The organism is Pseudoduganella sp. R-31 (genome assembly GCF_049913235.1).
Lineage (GTDB): Bacteria > Pseudomonadota > Gammaproteobacteria > Burkholderiales > Burkholderiaceae_D > Rugamonas.
In genome coordinates this window covers 6,663,867-6,683,966 of the sequence record NZ_CP183986.1, presented here as the reverse complement: position 1 = coordinate 6,683,966, position 20,100 = coordinate 6,663,867, and the positions used below count along the sequence as shown (strand labels likewise).

Here is a 20,100-nt window from a genome sequence, read left to right as displayed (position 1 = left end):
AGAGTACCCGTTCCAAACCCGGAAAATAGCTTGCCCTGTGTCATGCTGCACGATAGCATCTAGAGTGCGGGAAAGCACGGCCGTTCTATTTTCGCAAATAAAACATATAAAACTGAGACAAAGAGGCACAGGATGGAAAAAATCTGGTTGAAGTCGTATCCCCCCGGCGTCCCGAGCGAAATCGACGCCACGCAATACCGCTCCCTGGTTCACCTGCTTGAAGAATCGTTCCAGAAGTACGCGTCGCGCAATGCCTTCGTGTGCATGGACAAATTCATCACCTATGCCGACCTTGACCAGCATTCCAGGCGCCTGGGCGCGTGGCTGCAAAGCCGCGGCATGAAAAAGGGCGCGCGCGTGGCCGTCATGATGCCGAACGTGCTGCAATACCCGATTGCCATCGCCGCCATCCTGCGCGCCGGCTACACCGTCGTCAACGTCAACCCGCTGTACACGCCGCGCGAGCTGGAGCACCAGCTCAACGACTCGGGCGCGGAAGCCATCATCATCCTCGAGAATTTCGCGACCACCCTGGAACAGGTCCTGCCGCGCACCCAGGTCAAGCACATCATCGTCGCCAACATGGGCGAGATGCTGGGCGGCCTGAAAGGCATGATCGTCAACTTCGTGGTGCGCAACGTGAAGAAGCTGGTGCCGCCGTTCTCGCTGCCGAACGCGGTGCGCTTCAAGGACGCGCTGGGCCACGCACGCAGCATGAAGCTGACGCCCGTCGAATTGCGCCATGAAGACATCGCCTTCCTGCAGTACACCGGCGGCACCACCGGCGTGTCCAAGGGCGCGACCCTGACCCACCGCAATATCATCGCCAACCTGCTGCAGATGCAGGCCTGGTCGGCGCCGAAGCTGGCCGACCTGCCGCCGGACGAGCGCACCATCATTTGCGCGCTGCCGCTGTACCACATCTTCGCGCTGACCGTGTGCGCCATGTGGGGCATCCGCGAGGGCGGCCTGAATGTGCTGATCCCGAACCCGCGCGATATCGGCGGCTTTATCAAGGAGCTGGCCAAGTACCGCTTCAACATGCTGCCGGCAGTGAACACGCTGTACAACGCGCTGCTGAACCATCCCGACTTCACGAAGCTGGACTTCTCCGGCCTGAAGGTCGCCAACGGCGGCGGCATGGCGGTGCAGAAGGCCGTGGCCGACCGCTGGCTCAAGATAACCGGCGTCACCATCGTGGAAGGCTACGGCTTGTCCGAGACCGCGCCGGTGGCAACTGCCAACCGCTTCGACAGCACCGAATTCTCCGGCATGATCGGCTTGCCGATTCCTTCCACCGAAGTGGCAATCCTGGACGATGCAGGCAGCGAAGTGCCGCTTGGCACGCCGGGCGAAATCGCGATCCGCGGCCCGCAGGTGATGGCCGGCTACTGGAACCGCCCGGAGGAAACCGCCAAGGTCATGACGGCCGACGGCTACTTCAAATCCGGCGACGTGGGCGTGATGGACGAGCGCGGCTACGTCAAGATCGTGGACCGCAAGAAGGACATGATCCTGGTCTCCGGCTTCAATGTCTATCCGAATGAAATCGAAGACGTGGTGGCGGCCCATCCGGGCGTGCTGGAATGCGCCTGCATCGGCGTGCCGGACGAGCATTCCGGCGAAGCGGTAAAAGTGTTCGTGGTGAAGAAAGACCCGAACCTGACCGTGGAAGCGCTGATGGAGCACTGCAAGCAAAACCTGACCGGCTACAAGAAGCCGAAATATATCGAGTTCCGCACCGAGCTCCCTAAAACCAACGTTGGCAAGATCCTGCGCCGCATGCTGCGCGACGAGAAGCCTGCGGACGACAAGAAGGCCGCGTAAGCGGCAAGGCACACGAAAGGCAACATGATGGAAAAAATCTGGCTGAAGTCTTACCCTGAAGGCGTTCCTGCGGAGATCGATATTTCGCAATACCGCTCCGTGACCCACCTGATGGAGGAATCGTTCCAGAAGTACGCAAGCCGCAACGCATACGTCTGCATGGACAAGTTCCTGACTTACTCCGAGGTGGACCAGCTGTCGAAGCAATTCGGCGCCTGGCTCCAGTCCAAGGGCCTGAAGCCGGGTGCGCGCGTCGCTATCATGCTGCCTAACGTGTTGCAGTATCCGGTCGCGCTGGCGGGCATCATCCGCGCCGGCTACGTGGTGGTCAACGTCAACCCCCTGTACACCCCGCGCGAACTGCAGCACCAGCTGAACGACTCCGGCGCCGAAGCCGTGATCGTGCTGGAAAACTTTGCCAACACCGTGCAGCAGGTAGTGGCGTCGACCCCGGTCAAGCATGTGATCGTGGCGTCGATGGGCGACCTGCTGGGCGGCCTGAAGGGCATGATCGTCAACTTCGTGGTGCGCAATGTGAAGAAGATGGTGCCGGCCTGGAACATCCCCGGCCACGTCAGCTTCAAGCAGGTGCTGTCCGAAGGCTCGCGCCTGACCCTCAAGCCGGCCGACCAGAAGCCTGACGATATCGCCTTCCTGCAGTACACCGGCGGCACGACCGGCGTGTCGAAAGGCGCCGTGCTGCTGCACCGTAACGTGGTGGCCAACATGCTGCAGAACGAAGCCTGGCTGCAGATGGCGCCCAGCGAAAAGCAGATGGTGTTCGTCGCTGCGCTGCCGCTGTACCACATCTATTCGCTGACCATTTCCTGCTTCATGGGCTGGAAGCTGGGCGGCATGAACATCCTGGTCCCGAACCCGCGCGATATCCCTGGCTTCGTGAAAGAGCTGGCCAAGTACCCTGTGACCGTGTTCCCGGCCGTGAATACGCTGTACAACGCGCTGCTGAACAATCCTGATTTCTCCAAGCTGGACTTCTCCAGCTACAAGATCTGCAACGGCGGCGGCATGGCCGTGCAGCAGTCGGTGGCTGACCGCTGGCTGAAAGTGACCGGCACCCCGATCATCGAAGGCTACGGCCTGTCGGAGACCTCGCCGGTGGCTACCGCCAACCGCGTCGACATCAAGGAATTCACCGGCACCATCGGCGTGCCGATTCCATCGACCGAACTGGCGATCCTGGACGACGACGGCAAGGAAGTGCCGCTCGGTTCCGCCGGCGAAATCGCGATCCGCGGCCCGCAGGTCATGGCGGGCTACTGGAACCGTCCTGACGAAACCGCGAAATCGATCACCCCGGAAGGCTTCTTCAAGACCGGCGACGTCGGCATCATGGACGAAAAAGGCTTCGTGCGCATCGTCGACCGCAAGAAGGACATGATCCTGGTGTCTGGCTTCAATGTGTACCCGAACGAAGTGGAAGGCGTGGTGGCTGCGCACCCGGGCGTGCTGGAAGTGGCTTGCGTTGGCGTACCCGATGCGAACTCCGGCGAAGCGGTGAAATTGTTCGTCGTCCGCAAGGACCCGAACCTGACGGCGGAAGCGCTGCTCGAGTTCTGCAAACACGAGTTGACCGCTTATAAGAAGCCGAAGTACATTGAGTTCCGTGATGAACTGCCGAAGACCAACGTCGGCAAGATCCTGCGCCGCCAACTGCGCGACGAAAAGAAAGCAGCATAAGCCGGCAAGTTTGATCTGGCGCAGAATATGGCTCCGGACCGGCTGTAGAGTGGAACGTACCACCTTGGCAGCCACCGGAAACCATATGGGCCTTCTTTACAATTTCGCACTCACCCTCAGCACCGAAGGCCGCCGCGCGCTGCGACAGCGCGAAGGCCTGCGCGGCTACTACGAAGTCTCCCGTCCCGGCATGACGCCCGACCAGGTCGAAGCAGCGTTCGACCTGTCGGTGCGCAGCGCAGAACGCGCCGTGCAGCGCCAGGTCAGCCATCACCCCCTCACGCAGGCGCAGTTCGATGCGCTGGTCAGCTATACGCACAATCTCGGCGCTGGCGGCGCGATGCTGGTGCTGCGCCGCATCGATTGCGGCGACCTTGATGGCGCGGCAGAGGCCATGCTGCGCAATATCAGCGCGCCTGTCGAAGGCCGCCTGGTGCCGCATGCCGGGCTGGCGGCACGGCGCAAGGAAGAAAGCGCACCTTTCCGCGCCTAGCTCTCCCTGCGCGGGCCGGGCTTGCCGTCTGCCACCGAGAACGACGCCAGCGTGGACAGCGCGCTGTTCGCGTCGCGCACATTGTCCAGGCCCTGCAACAGCACCGCGGCACGCTCGGGGCGCAAGTCCAGCAGCATGAAGCCGCGCTTGTCGCTGCGGCCGAAATGCATGTCGCGGTTCATGTCGACGTATTGCTGGGTGCGCGCCTGGGGGCGCGAACTGGAGGTGACGGAAGTGCCGCAGAATTCCGTTGCGACCACCGCATTGCCGGGGCCGGCCGCGCGCGCGGGATCGCGCCGCAAATCGGCGGCAAAGAAAGTATGCACGTCGCCCGACAGCACCAGCGGGTTGCGCGCGCTGCGCACGGATTCAAGCAGGCGGCCGCGGGCCGCGGCGTAACCGTCCCAGCCATCGGTCCAGAAGCGGCCGTCGCTGTCGCTGGCCAGGGGAAGCTGCGACATCTGCGCCATCAGGGTTTGCTGCGCGAGGATATTCCAGCGCGCCCTTGATTCCTTCAGCCCTTGTGCCAGCCATTGTTCCTGCTCGCTGCCCAGCATGCTGCGGCGCGGGTCGGCCAGGGCGGCGCAGGCGCGGCGGTAGACCGAGCTGGAACCGCCGCGCCCCGTCGGCTGGCAGGCATGGATTGAACGGTACTGGCGCGTGTCGAGCACGTGGAAGCGCGCCAGTTGCCCCCAGTCGTAGCGCTGGTAGATGCGCTGGGCGCGCAGCGGCTGGTGTTCGAAGTAGGCCTGGTAGGCAGCGGCGCGGCGCTGCACGAAGTCCGGCGACAGCAATTCATCGCGCGTCGGGCTGTAATCGTTGGCCACTTCGTGGTCGTCCCAGGTCAGCAGCCAGGGCGCGGCATGGTGTGCGGCCTGAAGGTCGGGATCGCTCTTGTACTGCGCATAGCGCGCGCGATATTCGTCCAGCGTGAAGCTCTCGTTGCGGCGCAGGACCGTGGCCGGGTGCTGCAGGCTGTAAGGCCCCCATTCATAGATGTAATCGCCGAGGAAGGCCACCAGGTCCGGCGCCGCTTGCGCGATGTGGCGGTGCGCGGCGTAATGGCCGAATTCCCAATGCTGGCAGGAGGCGACTGCCAGCTTCAATGCCGCCGGCATGCTGCCGGGCGCCGGCGCGGTGCGAGTGCGGCCGACCGGGCTGACGGCATCGCCGAGCATGAAACGGTACCAGTACCAGCGGTCCGGCTCCAGCCCGCGCACGTCGACGTTGACGCTGTGCGCCAGCGCAGGCGCGGCAACGGCCATGCCTTTCGCTGCGATGCGGGTGAAGCCTTCATCGTGCGCCACTTCCCAGCGCACCTGCTGGGCGATCGACGGCATCGAAGCCGCGTTCAGCGGATCGGGCAGCAGCCGGGTCCAGAGGATGACGGAGTCGGGCAAGGGGGCGCCGGAGGCGACGCCCAGGGTGAAAGGGTAGGCGCCATTGGCGGCGCTGCGTGCTTGCGCGGGGAGATGGGGCGCCAGCACTGCCAGCGCGGCGACGCGGGCCGCAGCCTGGAGCAGGAGGCGGCGCCCGTCGTGCATCGGATTACAGCAGCGTTTCCAGCGGCGGCACCGGGCGCGGCTTGCGGTCAGGGCCGGTGGCGACGTAGGTCAGCGTGGCTTCGGTGACCTTGACGATATTGGCCTGCAGGCGGTTGCGCTCCGCATAGACTTCCACGTTGACGGTAATCGAGGTATTGCCGACCTTGACGATGTCGGCATAGAAGGTCAGCAGGTCGCCGACGAAGACCGGATGCTTGAACAGGAAGGAATTCACGGCGATGGTGGCGACGCGTCCGTTGGCGCGGCGGGTGGCAGGCAGGGAGCCGGCAATGTCGACTTGCGCCATGATCCAGCCGCCGAATACGTCGCCATACACATTGGCGTCGGACGGCGAGGGCATCACGCGCAGTTCAGGCATTTTTCCAGGAGGAAGGCCGCGGGAGGTTTGTTCTTGGGAGGTCATCGCAAATTCTCATGAAGGACTACAATTGATGGGATTTTAAACCAGCCAGCCCACGCACGTATGCGACGCTATTCGAATACCCCACCACCTCCGCCGGGCAAGTCCAGCAGCAATGCGCGCGGCGACATTGCCACTCTGAAAACATTGCTGCCCTATCTTTGGGTGTACAAATGGCGCGTGCTGGCCGCCCTGCTGGCGCTGGTGGGCGCCAAGGCCGCCAACGTCGGCGTCCCGGTTGTGCTGAAGAAGCTGGTCGACGACATGACCATCAAGCCGGGCGACCCGCATGCCTTGCTGGTGCTGCCGCTGGCAACGCTGGTGGCTTACGGCCTGCTGCGCCTGTCCACCACCATGTTCACCGAGCTGCGCGAATTCCTGTTCGCGCGCGTGACGCAGCGCGCCGTGCGCACCATTGCGCTGAAGGTATTCCGCCACCTGCATTCGCTGTCGCTGCGTTTCCACCTCAACCGCCAGACCGGAGGCATGACGCGCGATATCGAGCGCGGCACGCGCGGCGTCAGCTCGCTGATTTCGTACACGCTGTTCAACATCCTGCCGACGCTGGTCGAGATCACGCTGGTGCTGGGCTACCTGGTCACGCATTACGACATCTGGTTCTCGGTGATCACCTTCTCGGCGCTGGCGATCTACATCACCTTTACCATCGTGGTGACGAACTGGCGCACGCACTTCCGCCGCACCATGAACGACCTCGATTCGAAGGCCAACACCAAGGCCATCGACTCGCTGCTGAACTACGAGACCGTCAAGTACTTCGGCAACGAGGACTACGAGGCCAATCGCTACGACGAGGGCTTGCAGCGCTACGAGAAGGCGGCGGTGAAATCGCAGACTTCGCTGTCCTTGTTGAACACCGGACAGTCGGCCATCATCGCGATTGCGGTTACGCTGATCCTGTGGCGCGCGACGCAAGGCGTCATCGACGGCACGATGACGCTGGGCGACCTGGTGCTGGTGAATGCCTTCATGATCCAGCTCTACATCCCGCTCAATTTCCTCGGCGTGATCTACCGCGAGATCAAGCAAAGCCTGGCCGACATGGAGCGCCTGTTCTCGCTGCTGAACGAGAACCGCGAAGTGGATGACGCCGCGCACGCCAAGCCGCTGCAGCCGCAGGGTGCCGAGGTACGCTTCAACCATGTGGACTTCAGCTACGATCCGAAGCGCCAGATCCTGTTCGACGTCGACTTCACCATCCCGGCCGGCACCACGACAGCCGTGGTAGGCCACAGCGGCTCGGGCAAGTCGACCTTATCGCGCCTGCTGTACCGCTTCTATGAAGTAAATAGCGGCAGCATCACCATCGACGGCCAGGATTTGCGCGACATCACGCAGCACTCGCTGCGCCATGCGATCGGTATCGTCCCGCAGGATACGGTGCTGTTCAACGACACCATCGAATACAACATCGCCTACGGCCGGCCCGGCGCCAGCAAGGACGAGATCATCGCCGCGGCACGCGCGGCATCGATCCACGACTTCATCGCCAGCCTGCCGGACGGCTACGACACCATGGTCGGCGAGCGGGGCCTCAAACTGTCCGGCGGCGAGAAGCAGCGCGTGGCGATTGCCCGCACGCTGTTGAAGGATCCTGCCATCCTGATCTTCGACGAAGCCACCTCCGCGCTGGACTCCAGGGCTGAACAGGCGATCCAGGCGCAGTTGAAGGAGATTGCGAAGAGCCGCACGACGATGGTGATTGCCCACCGCCTGTCGACCATCGCCGACGCCCAGCAGATCCTGGTGCTCGATCACGGCAGGATCGTGGAGCGCGGCACGCACGCGGCACTGTTGGCGCGCGAAGGCCTGTATGCCCAGATGTGGGAACGCCAGCAAGCGCGCGGCGAGCAGGAACAGGTTTCGCCGTCTAGCGGCGAATTGGTCAACTGACAGGAGGACGGGGATGGCGGTGAAGAAGGTTCTGGCAGTAGCCATTGCGGCAATTGGAGTCCTGGCTGTTGCGGTCGGCGTCAACACGGCGCGCAGCGGCAGCAAGCAACTGGTGGTGGAGAAAGCGCCAGTCCTGGCGATCGACGAAGCGGCAGCGGCGCAGCGCCTGGGTGAAGCCCTGCGCTTCGTCACCATTTCCGACTACAAGGATGCCGACGCCAACGCCGCCGAATTCGACAAGCTGCACGCCCACCTGCAAGCCAGCTTCCCGCGCCTGCACGCCGCGCTGAAGCGCGAGAACGTCAACGGCAAAGCCTTGCTCTACACCTGGCAGGGCAGCGATGCCAAGGCCGCGCCGGTGATGTGGATGGCGCACCAGGACGTCGTGCCGATCGCGCCCGGCACGGAAAAGAACTGGGAACAGCAACCATTCGCCGGCGTGGTGCGTGATGGCTTCATCTGGGGCCGTGGCTCGTGGGACGACAAAGGCAACCTCTACGCCCAGATGGAAGCCATCGAAATGTTGTTGGCCGCCGGCTTCCAGCCGCGCCGCACCATCTACCTGGCCTACGGCGCCGACGAGGAAGTCGGCGGCAAGCGCGGTGCGGCAAAGATCGCCGAGCTGCTGAAGTCGCGCGGCGTCAAGCTCGATTACGTCCTGGACGAGGGCCTGATGATCGTGCACGGCATGGTGCCCGGCCTGCAGCCAGGTGCCGCCATGGTTGGCGTAGCGGAAAAGGGATATGCCAGCTACAAGCTGGAACTGGAGACGGCGCCAGGCCATTCCTCGATGCCGCCGCAGGACACCGCCATCGGCATGATGAGCAAGGCGCTGGTTGCGCTGGAAGCGAATCCGATGCCGGTGCGCATGGCCGGCCTGCCGCAGCAAAGCTTCGAGATGATGGCGCCTGAAATGACCGGCATGAACCGCGTGGCGCTGTCGAACTTCTGGCTGTTCAAGCCGATGCTGGAACGGATGCTGGCCAAGTCCCCGAGCACGAATGCGCTGATCCGCACGACCACCGCGCTGACCATCGTCAACGCCGGCGTGAAGGACAACGTCTTGCCGGGCACCGCCAGCGCCACCGTAAACTTCCGCCTGCTGCCGGGTGATACGCTGGCGGGCGTTGAGCAGCACATGCGCCAGGTGATTGGCAACGACAAGGTCCGCATTACGCCGGACGGCGACTTCAATACCGAAGCCTCGCGTGTGGCGCGCCAGGACGGCGCAGCCTTTACGGCGGTGAATCGCACCATCCGCCAGGTCTTCCCTGATGTCGTGGTCGCGCCGGGCCTGATGATTGGCGCCACTGACTCGCGTTACTTCGATGGCATGAGCGACAGCGTGCTGAAGTTCGGCCCCGTGCGCGCCCAGCCGGAAGACCTGCCGCGCTTCCACGGCACCAATGAGCGCATGTCGGTGAAAGGCTTTGCGGACATGATCCGTTTCTACCACCAGCTTTTAAAAAACAGCGCTTAGCGTTTCATCAATAGGCTGATGAAAGTAACGATCATCGCTGAATTGCTCAGGAAAATGACGACGAGCATACCGAAGAGCCACCGGAACTGCTCCTCCTGCCGCTTTTGCGTGAAGTCGTTTCGATTGATGATGTGAATCGTAAGCCTTTGTTCAGCAGCCTGGATTTCGTTGCGGACGCGTAACTCCGACTGGGCAACGCTGTTGTCAATGTATTGCTTCAAGGAGACGAACTCGTGATGCTGCACATCCACTTTCTTCTCCAGTACAGTGACCCTGGATTCCAGATCGTCACCTGATGGTTTCGGAGTAGGTGCGTTCATTTTAGGCTCCTTTGGCGTGGGGTGACTGCTTTGATCACGCTGTTGACCTGGAGTTCCCGCAAGTGAAAAAAAATGCCGCCCAGGTGGGCGGCATTTTCATTGGGGCGCAGATGCCTTACGGTAGCGGGCGGTCAGACAGTTCGCGGTCGTCGGTGGTGGTCAGCTCACCTTCCCATTTCGCCACGACAGCAGTAGCAATGGAGTTGCCGATCACGTTGGTGGCGGAACGCGCCATGTCCAGGAAATGGTCGATACCGAGCAGCAGGACCAGGCCCGCTTCAGGGATCTTGAATTGCGTCAGGGTGGCGGCGATCACTACCAGCGACGCGCGCGGCACGCCGGCCATGCCTTTGGACGTCAGCATCAGCACGGCCATCATGGTGATCTGGGTGCCCAGGTCCATATTGATGCCGTAAGCCTGCGCGATGAACACCGTCGCGAAGGTGCAGTACATCATCGAGCCATCCAGGTTGAAGGAGTAGCCGATCGGCAGCACGAACGCGGCGATGCGGTTACGCACGCCAAAGCGCTCCAGGCCTTCCAGGGTTTTCGGGAAGGCGGCTTCGGAAGAGGCAGTGGAGAAGGCCAGCAGGGTCGGCTCCTTGACTTCCGATAGCAGCTTCAGCACGCGCTTGCCCAGGAACAGGAAACCGGCAAAAATCAGGATCGCCCACAGTACGCCGATAGAGAGGTAGAACTCCGCCATGAATACGCCGTAGGTCTGCAGCACGCCGACGCCGCTCTTGGCGATGGTGCCGGCAACGGCGGCGAACACGGCGAACGGTGCGAACTGCATCACGTAGCCGGTCACCTTCAGCATGATGTGCGCGATGCCGTCGACGGCGTCGATCAGCGGTTCGGCTTTCTTGCCCACGGCGGCGGCCGCGGTACCGAAGAACAGCGAGAACACCACGATCTGCAGGATCTCGTTCTTGGCCATGCCGTCAATGATCGAGGATGGCACCAGGTGGGTGATGAACTCTTTCAGCGACAGGCTGGAAGTCTGCAGCGTAGCGGCAGCGAGACCACCATCGGCCGGAATGTGGCCCAGCAGGGCGTCGCCTGGACGGAACAGGTTGACCATGATCAGGCCCAGCGTCAGCGACAGCACGGACGCAATGAAGAACCAGCCCAGGGTCTTGATGCCGACGCGGCCTACTTCCTTGGTGTCGCCCATTTTCGCGATGCCGACCATCAGGGTCGAGAACACCAGCGGCGCGATGATCATCTTGATCAGGCGCAGGAACAGGGTGGTGATGAGGGTCATGTACTCCGCAAAGCCGGCCGCTTGTGGCGCCGCTTGCGAGACATTGATGGCGTAGCCGGTGAGGATACCCAACGCCAGGCCGACGAGGATATAAGTGGTCAGGCGGTTTTTGTTGGCCATAAGCAAGATTCCTGAAGTAGGGCGGATTTGCCGTTAGAATGAATAGCTATTTGATGAGCTATTAAGCAAGTCCCGAAGTATCCTTGCGGTTCTAGGCCACTGTCAAGCAAGAATAAAACTGCTGAAACCGGAAAAAGATGATCGCAATTAAAGACTTAAGTAAATGGTTTGGCAACTTTCAGGTGCTCACGGACTGCAGTACCGAAGTGGCCAAAGGCGACGTCATGGTGATCTGCGGACCGTCCGGCTCGGGCAAATCGACCCTGATCAAGACGGTCAACGGGCTGGAACCGTTCCAGAAGGGTGAAATTATTGTCGATGGCACCTCGGTCGGCGCCAAAGGCACCGATTTATCGGCCCTGCGTGCCCGGATCGGCATGGTATTCCAGAATTTCGAGCTGTTTCCGCACCTTTCCGTGCGCGACAACCTGACCCTGGGCCAGGTAAAGGTGCTGGGCCGCTCCAAGGACGAAGCCAACGAAAAAGGCCTGAAGTATCTCGACCGCGTCGGCCTGCTGGCGCACCAGGACAAATTCCCCAACCAGCTCTCGGGCGGCCAGCAGCAGCGCGTGGCTATCGCCCGCGCCTTGGCGATGGACCCGATCGCCATGCTGTTCGACGAGCCGACGTCCGCCCTGGACCCGGAAATGATCAACGAGGTGCTGGACGTCATGGTCGGGCTGGCGCAGGACGGCATGACCATGATGGTGGTGACCCACGAAATGGGCTTCGCCCGCAAGGTGGCCAACCGCGTGGTCTTCATGGACAAGGGCCGCATCCTGGAAGACTGCAGCAAGGACGAATTCTTCGGCGCCCCGCGATCCGAGCGCGCACGGGACTTTTTAGCGCGTATCATCCACTAACAGGGCGGGTCATCGTCCCCGCCAGCGGAGGACACCATGACCTTTCTGCGCCTGCTTCCCCTTTTCTGCCTGGCCGCCGCGGCCAGCGCCCAGGAGCCCACCGGCACCCTCGCCAAGATCAAACGCACCGGCCAGGTGGTGTTGGGCGTACGCGACGGCTCCATCCCTTTTTCTTATCTCGATGACAAGCAGCAGTACCAGGGCTATTCCGTGGACCTGTGCCTGAAAGTCGTCGAACACCTGAAAACGCAGCTCGCGATGCCGGGGCTGAAGGTGGCCTATAACCCGGTCACCTCCGCCAACCGCATTCCGCTGATGGCCAATGGGACCATCGACCTCGAATGCGGCTCCACCACCAATAATGCGGAGCGCCAGCAGCAGGTGGCGTTCGCGCCGACCATGTTCGTGATCTCCAGCCGGCTGCTGGCCAAGAAATCGGCCAATATCCAGTCGATGGACGACATGAAGGGCAGGGTGCTGGTCGCTACTGCCGGCACCACCACGTTGAAGCAGATGACGATCATGAATAACGAGCGCAAGCTCGGCATGAAGATCCTGATCGGCAAGGACCATCCGGAATCGTTCCTGATGCTGGAGACGGGCCGCGCCGAAGCCGAGGCCAATGACGACATCCTGCTGGCAGCGCAGGTGGCGACCTCCAAGGCGCCGGTCGATTTCGCCGTCAGCAAGGAGGCGATGTCGATTGAACCCTACGGCATCATGATGCGCAAGAACGACATGCCGTTCAAGAAGTCGGTGGACGAGGCCTTGCGCAAGGTTTACCAGTCCGCCGAGATCCAGCGCATCTACAACAAGTGGTTCATGAGCCCGATCCCGCCGCGCGGCGTGAACCTGAACTTCCCCATGCCGGCCACGCTGAAGGCGGTACTGGCCAAGCCGACCGATTCGCCGGACCCCGCTGCATACAGATAGCATGCATTACAACTGGAACTGGCACATCTTCTGGGAACTGTCCCCGGACGGTGTGCACAGTTATTGGGATACCTTGTGGTCCGGCCTGGCGTGGACGCTGGCCACCTCGCTGGCAGGTTGGGTGATCGCACTGGCGCTGGGCGTGGCGGTCGGTACGCTGCGCACCGCGCCCAATCGCTGGCTGTGCCGCTTCGCCATCTGCTGGGTGGAAGTGTTCCGCAATATTCCGCTGCTGGTGCAGATGTTCCTGTGGTTCTTCGTGCTGCCCGAGCTGCTGCCGCGTGCCGCCGGCGACTGGCTCAAGGCCCTGCCCAACGCGCCCTTCGTCACGGCCGTGCTATGCCTTGGCTTCTTCACGTCTGCCCGCGTTGCGGTGCAGGTGGCGGCCGGCATCAACGCGCTGGCCGGCGGGCAGCGTCTGGCGGCACTTGCACTGGGGCTGTCGCGCGTGCAGGCCTATGAATTCGTGCTGCTGCCGCTTGCCTTGCGCATCGTGCTGCCGCCGCTGGCCAGCGAGTTCCTCAACATCATAAAGAACAGCTCCGTTGCGCTCACCATCGGCTTGATGGAACTGACTGCCAGCGCACGTTCGATGCAGGAATTCTCCTTCCAGTTCTTCGAAGCGTTCGCCGCCGCCACCGTGATCTACGTGATCGCCAACATCATCGTCGTAGCCGGCATGGCCGTGCTCGAGCGGCGCCTTGCGCTGCCAGGCACGATCGGCGGCGAAGCGCGGAGGGCCGCGTGATGTTTTCGAACTTTGACTTCAGCGTGATCGCCAATTCATGGATCTACCTGTTCCAGGTCGGCATGGTGTTCACGCTCAAGCTGACCGTGCTGGCCATGCTGGGCGGCGTGGCGCTGGGTACCTTGCTGGCGATGGCGCGCCTGTCGTCGCTGCACGTGCTGTCATTGGCCGCGGCGGGCTATGTGAACCTGGTGCGTGCAGTGCCGCTGGTGCTGGTGATCTTCTGGTTCTACTTCCTGGTGCCTTATATCGCCGCTTGGATCATCGGCGCGTCGGAGCCGGTCAAGGTAGGGACCTTCCTGTCAGCGCTGATTACCTTCACCCTGTTCCAGGCTGCCTATTATTGCGAGATCATGCGCGGCGGCATACAGGCAATTCCGAAAGGACAGGTCCAGGCGGCGCAGGCGCTGGGAATGAACTACTGGCAAACCATGTGGAAAGTCGTGTTGCCCCAGGCTTTCCGCAATATGCTGCCGGTATTGCTGACGCAGACGATCGTCCTGTTCCAGGATGTGTCGCTGGTCTACGTGCTTTCCATCCCTGACTTCGTCGGCGCAGCCAGCAAGATCGCCCAGCGCGACGGACGCCTGGTCGAGATGTACATCTTCGTAGCGCTGGTGTATTTCGTCCTGTGCACGCTGATGTCCTGGCTGGTACGCCGCATGCAGCGCCGCATCGCCATTATCCGGTGACCGTGCACCGGCTGTCTGGGGGAGGTGCTGAAATCGCTGTTTTAGGTGCTGAAAACTGCTGAAAATGGCTTGCTCAGCACGCCAAAATGGGCAATTTCGGCACTTCCCACAGACGGGGTGCGCAAGCCACACCGAAAGCCCTGCCGGTTTTGGCCTTTCGCAATGTTTCGGCATGTAGCAGGGATGTAGCGCTTTGTTTTCTAGGCTAGTGTGTGCGTTGCCCGCTGTGTACCATGTGGTGCATGAAGACGACGAAACTTTCGGTTGGTGCCTTGCTGGTGCTGGGGGCGCTCGGCAGCGCGCAAGCTGCGGGACGCGTGGTTGCAGATGTGGCCTTGACGCAGGCGGTGATTGTCGACGTGGCATCCGGCCAACTGGTGCAGGGCAAGGCCGTGCTGCTGAAAGGTGGCGACATCATCGCCGTTGTCGACAACGCAAAGTTGAAAGACTACTCGCCCAGGCGCACTGTCAAACTGCCTGGCAGGTACCTGATGCCGGGCCTGTGGGATACCCACGTGCACTTCGGCGGCGGCCCCGCCCTGATCGAAGAAAACAGGCAGCTGCTCGGTCTCTACCTTGCTCACGGCATCACCACGGTGCGCGATTGTGCGGGCGACCTGTCCGACACCGTGCTCGATTGGCGCGACCTGATCAACCAGGGCAAGCTGGTGGGGCCAACCATCCTCGCCTCCGGCCCCAAGCTGGAAGGCTACAAGCCGCTGTGGAAAGGCACCATTGAAGTCGGCACGCCGGAAGAAGTCGGCAAGGCGCTGGACTACCTGCAGTCGCGCAGCGTGGACTTCGTGAAGATCACCGAGAACACCATGAAGCCGGAGATCTTCCTGGAAGCGGTGCGCCAGGCCAAGGCACGCGGCATGCAAACCTCCGGCCACCTGCCGGTGCAGCTCACGCTGGACCAGGTGATGCAGGCTGGCCTGGGCAGCATCGAACATCAATCCTATGCGCTGCGCGGCTCAACGCCGCGTGAAGCCGAACTGACGGCGCAAGTTGCTGAGGGCAAGATCACTGGCCGCGAAGCGATGCGCGCCAGCCTGGAAAGCTTTGACGAAGCGACCGCGCGCGCTACCTTCCGCCGCATGGCGGCAGCCGGCATGTCGATCACGCCGACCCTGGTAGGCTCGCAAGTGACCGCCTATCTGGACCAGGACAACCACGCCAGCGACCCCTACCTGAAATACATCGGCCAGGGCCTGCGCAAGACGTACGAGTGGCGCGTGCAGCGCGCGGCAAAGGACGATGCGGCCGCTATCGCCTACCGTCATGCCGCCTACGAGAAGGCAGCCTCGCTGCTGCCGCTGATGCAGCAGGAAGGCGTCAACATCATCGCCGGCACCGATGCGGGCTTCCTGAATTCTTTCGATTATCCGGGCCGGGGCCTGCACGACGAGCTGGGCATCTTCGTCAAATACGGCCTGACGCCGCAGCAGGCGCTGCAGGCGTCAGTGATCAACGGCCCGCGCTTCCTCGGCAAGCAGGAGCGCTACGGCGCCGTGGACAAAGGCAAGGCAGCCGACCTGCTCGTGCTGGACGCCAATCCGCTGCAGGACATCGCCAACATCCGCAAGGTGCGCATGGTAGTCAGCCACGGCAAGGTCTACGACCGCCGCCAGCTGGATACGATGCTGGAATCCGCGCGCCGCTACGCGGACCAGCATCCGGCGCCGCCCGGCGCTTAAGCGGCGCCGCGCCGCGCTTTCTCGATCTTGGCGATGTCGATTTTCTTCATGTCCATCATCGCATCGAAAGCGCGCTTGGCAGCCGCGCGGTCCGGATCGGAAATTGCCTCCATCAGGGCGCGCGGCGTGATCTGCCAGGACAGGCCCCAGCGATCCTTGCACCAGCCGCAGGCGCTCTCCTGGCCGCCGTTGCTGACGATGGCGTTCCACAGGCGGTCGGTTTCCGCCTGGTCGTCCGTCGCAATCTGGAATGAAAAGGCTTCGCTGTGCTTGAAAAGGGGACCGCCATTCAGGCCGATGCAGGGAATGCCGGCGACCGTGAACTCGACCACGAGGACGTCGCCCAGCTTGCCGTCCGGGTAGTCGCCCGGCGCCCGGTTGATGGCGCCGACGGCACTATCGGGGAAGGTTTTTGCGTAGAAGGTGGCGGCATCCAATGCGTCGCCGTTATACCAAAGACAGACTGTATTCTTGCTAGCCATCGCTTGCCTCCTCAAGGGATTGCGGGGGAAGCACCAATATCGCACATTCTCGCGGCAGGTGGGGTTCAACAGGTAAAATGGCGGGATTCGTTTTAAAGGAAAGCCTTGCCGCCATGAGTGACTTCGAGATCCCGCACAGCATCACCATCACCCGCCCAGACGACTGGCACCTTCACCTGCGTGACGGCGCCACCATGGCCAGCGTCCTGCCGGACACTGCGCGCCAGTTCGGCCGCGCGATCGTGATGCCAAATTTGAAACCTCCTGTCACCACCGTGGCGCAGGCCGCCGCCTACCGCGACCGCATCCTGGCCGCCCTGCCGCAAGGCATGGACTTCGAGCCGCTGATGACGCTCTACCTGACCGACAACACCTCGCCGGACGAAATCATTCGCGCCGCCGACAGCGGCTTCGTGCATGCGGTCAAGCTGTACCCGGCCGGCGCCACCACCAATTCCGACGCCGGCGTGACCGACCTGTCCAAGTGCTACAAGGTGCTGGAAACCATGCAGGAAGTGGGCATGCCTTTCCTGGTGCACGGCGAAGTGACCGACCAGGACATCGACCTGTTCGACCGTGAAGCCGTCTTCATCGAACGCGTGATGCGCCCGCTGCGCAAGGACTTGCCGGCCTTGAACATCGTGTTCGAGCACATCACCACCAAGGATGCGGCGCAATACGTGGCCGAAGCGGAAGGCCCTATCGCCGCCACCATCACCGCCCATCACCTGCTGTACAACCGCAACGAGATCTTCAAGGGCGGCATTCGCCCGCATTACTACTGCCTGCCGGTGCTGAAGCGCGAAGAACACCGCCTGGCCCTGGTGACCGCGGCGACCAGCGGCGACGAGCGTTTCTTCCTCGGCACCGACTCCGCGCCGCACGCGCAGGGCGCCAAGGAAGCGGCCTGCGGCTGCGCCGGCTGCTACACCGCGCTGCACGCGATGGAGCTGTACACCGAAGCCTTCGCCCGCGCCGGCGCGCTGGACAAGCTGGAAGCCTTCGCTTCCCTGAACGGTCCGGCCTTCTACGGCCTGGCGCCGAACAAGGGCACCATCACCCTGAAGCGCGAGCAGTGGACGCTACCGGCCGACCTGCCTTTCGGCGATTCGAAACTGATCCCGCTGAACGCCGGCGAAACGATCAACTGGAAAATGGCCTAAGTGTTCCAGGAGATCGACTGGTCCCGCGCCTGGTACGCCTCGGTGCGGGATGCCGCTTCCCGCATCGACCTCTCCCTGCCCAGCGTCGTCCAGCCTTTCTGCGAACAAGCGGCCGCCCTGGCGCTGGTCAACCACGCAGGCCGGCCGCTGCGCTTCGTGCCGCAGGCTTCACTGCCGGAAGGCACCGCCTACGAAGAATTCATCGGCGCCACCGGCCAGGTGCCGACCCGCGACAACCTGCACGATTTCTTCAACGGCCTGGTGTGGCTGACATTCCCCCGCATCAAACGCCAGCTCAACGCCCTGCAGGCTGCGCAGATTGCGCAGGATGGCGTGGGCAAATCGCGCGGCCCCGCGCGCGATGCTGCTACTATTTATGACGAAAACTCGGCGCTGCTGGTTGTGCGCGACGATGTCGAAGGCGCGGCCCTGGTGGACGCCTTGCGCAACCACCGCTGGCGCGAAGCCTTCGTGGAACGCTCTGCCATGTTCGGCCGCGACGCGGAAGCCTGGCTGTTCGGCCACGCGCTGATGGAGAAGCTGGTGGCGCCCTACAAGGCGATCACCGCCCACACCCGCGTGGTGCTGGCCGGCGACGGCTACTGGGCGCTGGACGAAGCCGGCCGCCGCGCATGGCTGGACCGCGACGAGGCCGCGCGCCTGGCTGGCGAGGGACTGGGCAAGGGCGGCTTCACGCCGTTGCCGGTGCTGGGCATTCCCGGCTGGTGGCCGCAGCAGGACGACGCTTTTTACGCAGACGACACGGTATTCCGCCCAAAGCGGAAGCCCGCTTGAAAGGAGCTTTTGAATGGACAAGATTATCCGCTGGGGCATCCTCGGCACCGGCAAGATCGCCAAGGCTTTCGCCACGGCGCTGCGCGACGTCCCCGATATCGAACTGGCGGCCGTTGCCTCGCGCAGCGTAGATAGCGCTACCGAATTCGCCAGGGAATATGGCGCAACACGGGCCCACGGCGACTACCAGGCGCTGGCCGACGACCCCGGCGTGGACGTGATCTACATCGCCACCCCGCACGCCATGCACCACGAGAACGCCATCATGTGCCTGAAGGGCGGCAAGGCGCTGCTGGTGGAAAAGGCCTTCACCCTGAATCGCCGCGAGGCCCGGGAAATCGTGGACCTGGCGCGCGAACGCAAGCTGTTCGTGATGGAAGCCATGTGGACCCGCTTCCAGCCCGCCATCCTGGAAGCCAAGCGCATGATCGACATGGGCGAAATCGGCAATGTGCGCAACCTGCAGGCGGACCTGGGCTTCGCGGCCGACGCCGGTCCTGAACATCGCCTGTTCAACCCTGCGCTGGGCGGCGGCGCGCTGCTCGACCTGGGCATCTATCCGCTGTCGATGGCCGCCTTCTTCCTCGGCCCGGTCAAGACGGCGCGCGGCTTTGGCGAACTGGCGCCGAACGGCGTCGACGTGCAGGCCAATTTCGTGCTGAACCACGTGGACGGCTCGCTTTCCGCCTGTAGCTGCAGCCTGAACACCCGCACCCCGGCCACCTTGAGCGTGTGCGGCGACAAGGGCTTCCTGCGCCTGCACGGCCGCTTCCACCACGCCGAACGCTTCACCATCGCCATGAACGATGGCAGCGAGCGCGAATTCCACTTCCCGCGCATCGGCAACGGCTATGCCCACGAGGCGATGGAAGTCGGGCGCTGCCTGCGCGAAGGCCTGCTGGAGAGCCCGGAAATGCCGCTCGATGAAACCGTCGAGCTGATGGGCGTGCTCGATGCGCTGCGGGCCCAGCTGGGCGTGCGCTATAGCGTGGATTGAAGCGGGGAATTGAAGCTCGATTGTCGCCCGCGCCACACGCGACAACTCTTTACAAAAAACCATTGGCCCTTTCATTTATCATAAGGTTATTATCGTATTTTTAACTTTGGTTGGAGGGTGGTATGCATCAAGCAATCCTGAAGCTGGCGGGCGGGGCAGCGCTGGCATTGGCATCCAGCGCCGCTTCGGCACAATGGGTCACTACTGATCTTCAAGTAACGGGCGTGATCCAGGAAGTGCCCGGACCGTCGGCCCGTTGCCCCTCCCAGTTCGGCGGCACCATCACCGGCCACGGCAGCAGCACGTTGCTGGGCCGTGTCGCCTTCGTCGCCAACGATTGCATCACCCAGGACGGCGCCATCTACAACTTCAGCCGCGGCCGTTTCATCATCATGACGCTGTCGGGCGACCAGATCTACGCCAACTACAGCGGCCAGTTCGTGCCGACCGGCCAGGGCACCAATTACGTCTTCAGCGGCGCCACCTTCCAGATCGTCGGCGGCACCGGCCAGTACATATTCGCCAGCGGCGGCGGGCAGTTGCAGGGCACCGAAGACATGATGACCGGCGCCGGCACGATCACCATGAGCGGCCGCGTGAGCTACTGGAAGCGTTAGAGCGTTTTGGCGGGCCGCCAGCAGGATTC

The 20,100-nt window shown here is 62.8% G+C and carries 19 protein-coding genes; 14 read left to right on the top strand and 5 right to left on the bottom strand.

From position 1 onward, the window contains the following. Window positions 1–132 precede the first annotated feature (132 nt). The 3 genes from ACN9MY_RS30495 (at window position 133) to ACN9MY_RS30485 (ending at window position 4,018) form a co-directional block, all read left to right on the top strand. Window positions 133–1,827 (top strand): long-chain fatty acid--CoA ligase, encoded by a 1,695-nt coding sequence (locus tag ACN9MY_RS30495; RefSeq protein ID WP_426319622.1) that lies wholly within the window; start codon window positions 133–135, stop codon window positions 1,825–1,827. A gap of 27 nt (window positions 1,828–1,854) precedes the next feature. Continuing rightward, window positions 1,855–3,525: a long-chain-fatty-acid--CoA ligase gene (locus ACN9MY_RS30490; protein WP_426172341.1), complete on the top strand. Its 1,671-nt coding sequence runs from the start codon at window positions 1,855–1,857 to the stop codon at window positions 3,523–3,525. 85 nt (window positions 3,526–3,610) lie between these two features. Then, window positions 3,611–4,018 (top strand): lysozyme, encoded by a 408-nt coding sequence (locus ACN9MY_RS30485; RefSeq protein WP_426166098.1) that lies wholly within the window; start codon window positions 3,611–3,613, stop codon window positions 4,016–4,018. On the opposite strand, the gene ACN9MY_RS30480 is transcribed toward ACN9MY_RS30485, so the two are convergent. After that, a complete protein-coding gene (locus ACN9MY_RS30480) occupies window positions 4,015–5,562 on the bottom strand; it encodes an alkaline phosphatase D family protein (RefSeq protein ID WP_426336604.1) in 1,548 nt (515 codons plus the stop codon). The genes ACN9MY_RS30485 and ACN9MY_RS30480 overlap by 4 nt on opposite strands. A 4-nt stretch (window positions 5,563–5,566) precedes the next feature. Continuing rightward, complete coding sequence (locus tag ACN9MY_RS30475; RefSeq protein ID WP_426166091.1) at window positions 5,567–5,986, bottom strand: acyl-CoA thioesterase; 420 nt, start codon at window positions 5,984–5,986, stop codon at window positions 5,567–5,569. Window positions 5,987–6,046: 60 nt separating this feature from the next. Here ACN9MY_RS30475 and ACN9MY_RS30470 point away from each other — a divergent pair, with 60 nt between their 5' ends. Both ACN9MY_RS30470 and ACN9MY_RS30465 read left to right on the top strand, forming a co-directional pair. Further along, the gene (locus tag ACN9MY_RS30470) at window positions 6,047–7,897 is read left to right on the top strand and encodes an ABCB family ABC transporter ATP-binding protein/permease (RefSeq protein WP_426336603.1); all 1,851 of its coding nucleotides are present in this window, start codon (window positions 6,047–6,049) and stop codon (window positions 7,895–7,897) included. A gap of 13 nt (window positions 7,898–7,910) precedes the next feature. Further along, on the top strand, window positions 7,911–9,377 hold the full coding sequence (locus ACN9MY_RS30465; protein WP_426319618.1) for a M20 family peptidase: 1,467 nt from the start codon (window positions 7,911–7,913) through the stop codon (window positions 9,375–9,377). On the opposite strand, the gene ACN9MY_RS30460 is transcribed toward ACN9MY_RS30465, so the two are convergent. Both ACN9MY_RS30460 and ACN9MY_RS30455 read right to left on the bottom strand, forming a co-directional pair. Then, on the bottom strand, window positions 9,374–9,697 hold the full coding sequence (locus ACN9MY_RS30460) for a hypothetical protein (protein WP_426319616.1): 324 nt from the start codon (window positions 9,695–9,697) through the stop codon (window positions 9,374–9,376). The two genes, ACN9MY_RS30465 and ACN9MY_RS30460, sit on opposite strands and share 4 nt — an antisense overlap. A 115-nt stretch (window positions 9,698–9,812) precedes the next feature. Next, the gene (locus ACN9MY_RS30455) at window positions 9,813–11,084 is read right to left on the bottom strand and encodes a dicarboxylate/amino acid:cation symporter (protein ID WP_426166081.1); all 1,272 of its coding nucleotides are present in this window, start codon (window positions 11,082–11,084) and stop codon (window positions 9,813–9,815) included. Window positions 11,085–11,221: 137 nt separating this feature from the next. Between ACN9MY_RS30455 and ACN9MY_RS30450 the strand changes: the two genes are divergently transcribed. The 5 genes from ACN9MY_RS30450 (at window position 11,222) to ACN9MY_RS30430 (ending at window position 16,017) form a co-directional block, all read left to right on the top strand. Then, window positions 11,222–11,947 (top strand): amino acid ABC transporter ATP-binding protein, encoded by a 726-nt coding sequence (locus ACN9MY_RS30450; protein ID WP_426166079.1) that lies wholly within the window; start codon window positions 11,222–11,224, stop codon window positions 11,945–11,947. Between the two features lie 36 nt (window positions 11,948–11,983). After that, window positions 11,984–12,880: an amino acid ABC transporter substrate-binding protein gene (locus ACN9MY_RS30445; RefSeq protein ID WP_426166076.1), complete on the top strand. Its 897-nt coding sequence runs from the start codon at window positions 11,984–11,986 to the stop codon at window positions 12,878–12,880. A gap of 1 nt (window position 12,881) precedes the next feature. Further along, window positions 12,882–13,628 carry an amino acid ABC transporter permease gene (locus ACN9MY_RS30440; RefSeq protein ID WP_426166073.1) on the top strand — a complete coding sequence of 249 codons (747 nt, stop codon included), beginning with the start codon at window positions 12,882–12,884 and terminating at the stop codon, window positions 13,626–13,628. Continuing rightward, window positions 13,628–14,320 (top strand): amino acid ABC transporter permease, encoded by a 693-nt coding sequence (locus tag ACN9MY_RS30435; protein ID WP_426166071.1) that lies wholly within the window; start codon window positions 13,628–13,630, stop codon window positions 14,318–14,320. Before ACN9MY_RS30440 ends, ACN9MY_RS30435 begins: the two co-directional genes overlap by 1 nt. A gap of 242 nt (window positions 14,321–14,562) precedes the next feature. Next, the gene (locus ACN9MY_RS30430; RefSeq protein ID WP_426319612.1) at window positions 14,563–16,017 is read left to right on the top strand and encodes an amidohydrolase family protein; all 1,455 of its coding nucleotides are present in this window, start codon (window positions 14,563–14,565) and stop codon (window positions 16,015–16,017) included. Here ACN9MY_RS30430 and ACN9MY_RS30425 read toward each other — a convergent pair. Further along, window positions 16,014–16,499 (bottom strand): VOC family protein, encoded by a 486-nt coding sequence (locus ACN9MY_RS30425; RefSeq protein WP_426319610.1) that lies wholly within the window; start codon window positions 16,497–16,499, stop codon window positions 16,014–16,016. The genes ACN9MY_RS30430 and ACN9MY_RS30425 overlap by 4 nt on opposite strands. Before the next feature lie 113 nt (window positions 16,500–16,612). Between ACN9MY_RS30425 and pyrC the strand changes: the two genes are divergently transcribed. From pyrC to ACN9MY_RS30405, 4 genes are all read left to right on the top strand, one after another. Further along, window positions 16,613–17,662, top strand: a complete 1,050-nt coding sequence (gene pyrC, locus ACN9MY_RS30420) for a dihydroorotase (RefSeq protein ID WP_426319608.1) — start codon at window positions 16,613–16,615, stop codon at window positions 17,660–17,662. After that, complete coding sequence (locus tag ACN9MY_RS30415; protein ID WP_426336602.1) at window positions 17,663–18,457, top strand: DUF3025 domain-containing protein; 795 nt, start codon at window positions 17,663–17,665, stop codon at window positions 18,455–18,457. It abuts the gene before it with no gap. A 13-nt stretch (window positions 18,458–18,470) separates the two neighbouring features. After that, window positions 18,471–19,454 (top strand): Gfo/Idh/MocA family protein, encoded by a 984-nt coding sequence (locus ACN9MY_RS30410; protein ID WP_426336601.1) that lies wholly within the window; start codon window positions 18,471–18,473, stop codon window positions 19,452–19,454. A 122-nt stretch (window positions 19,455–19,576) separates the two neighbouring features. Next, window positions 19,577–20,071 carry a hypothetical protein gene (locus tag ACN9MY_RS30405; protein WP_426166054.1) on the top strand — a complete coding sequence of 165 codons (495 nt, stop codon included), beginning with the start codon at window positions 19,577–19,579 and terminating at the stop codon, window positions 20,069–20,071. Window positions 20,072–20,100: the final 29 nt, after the last annotated feature.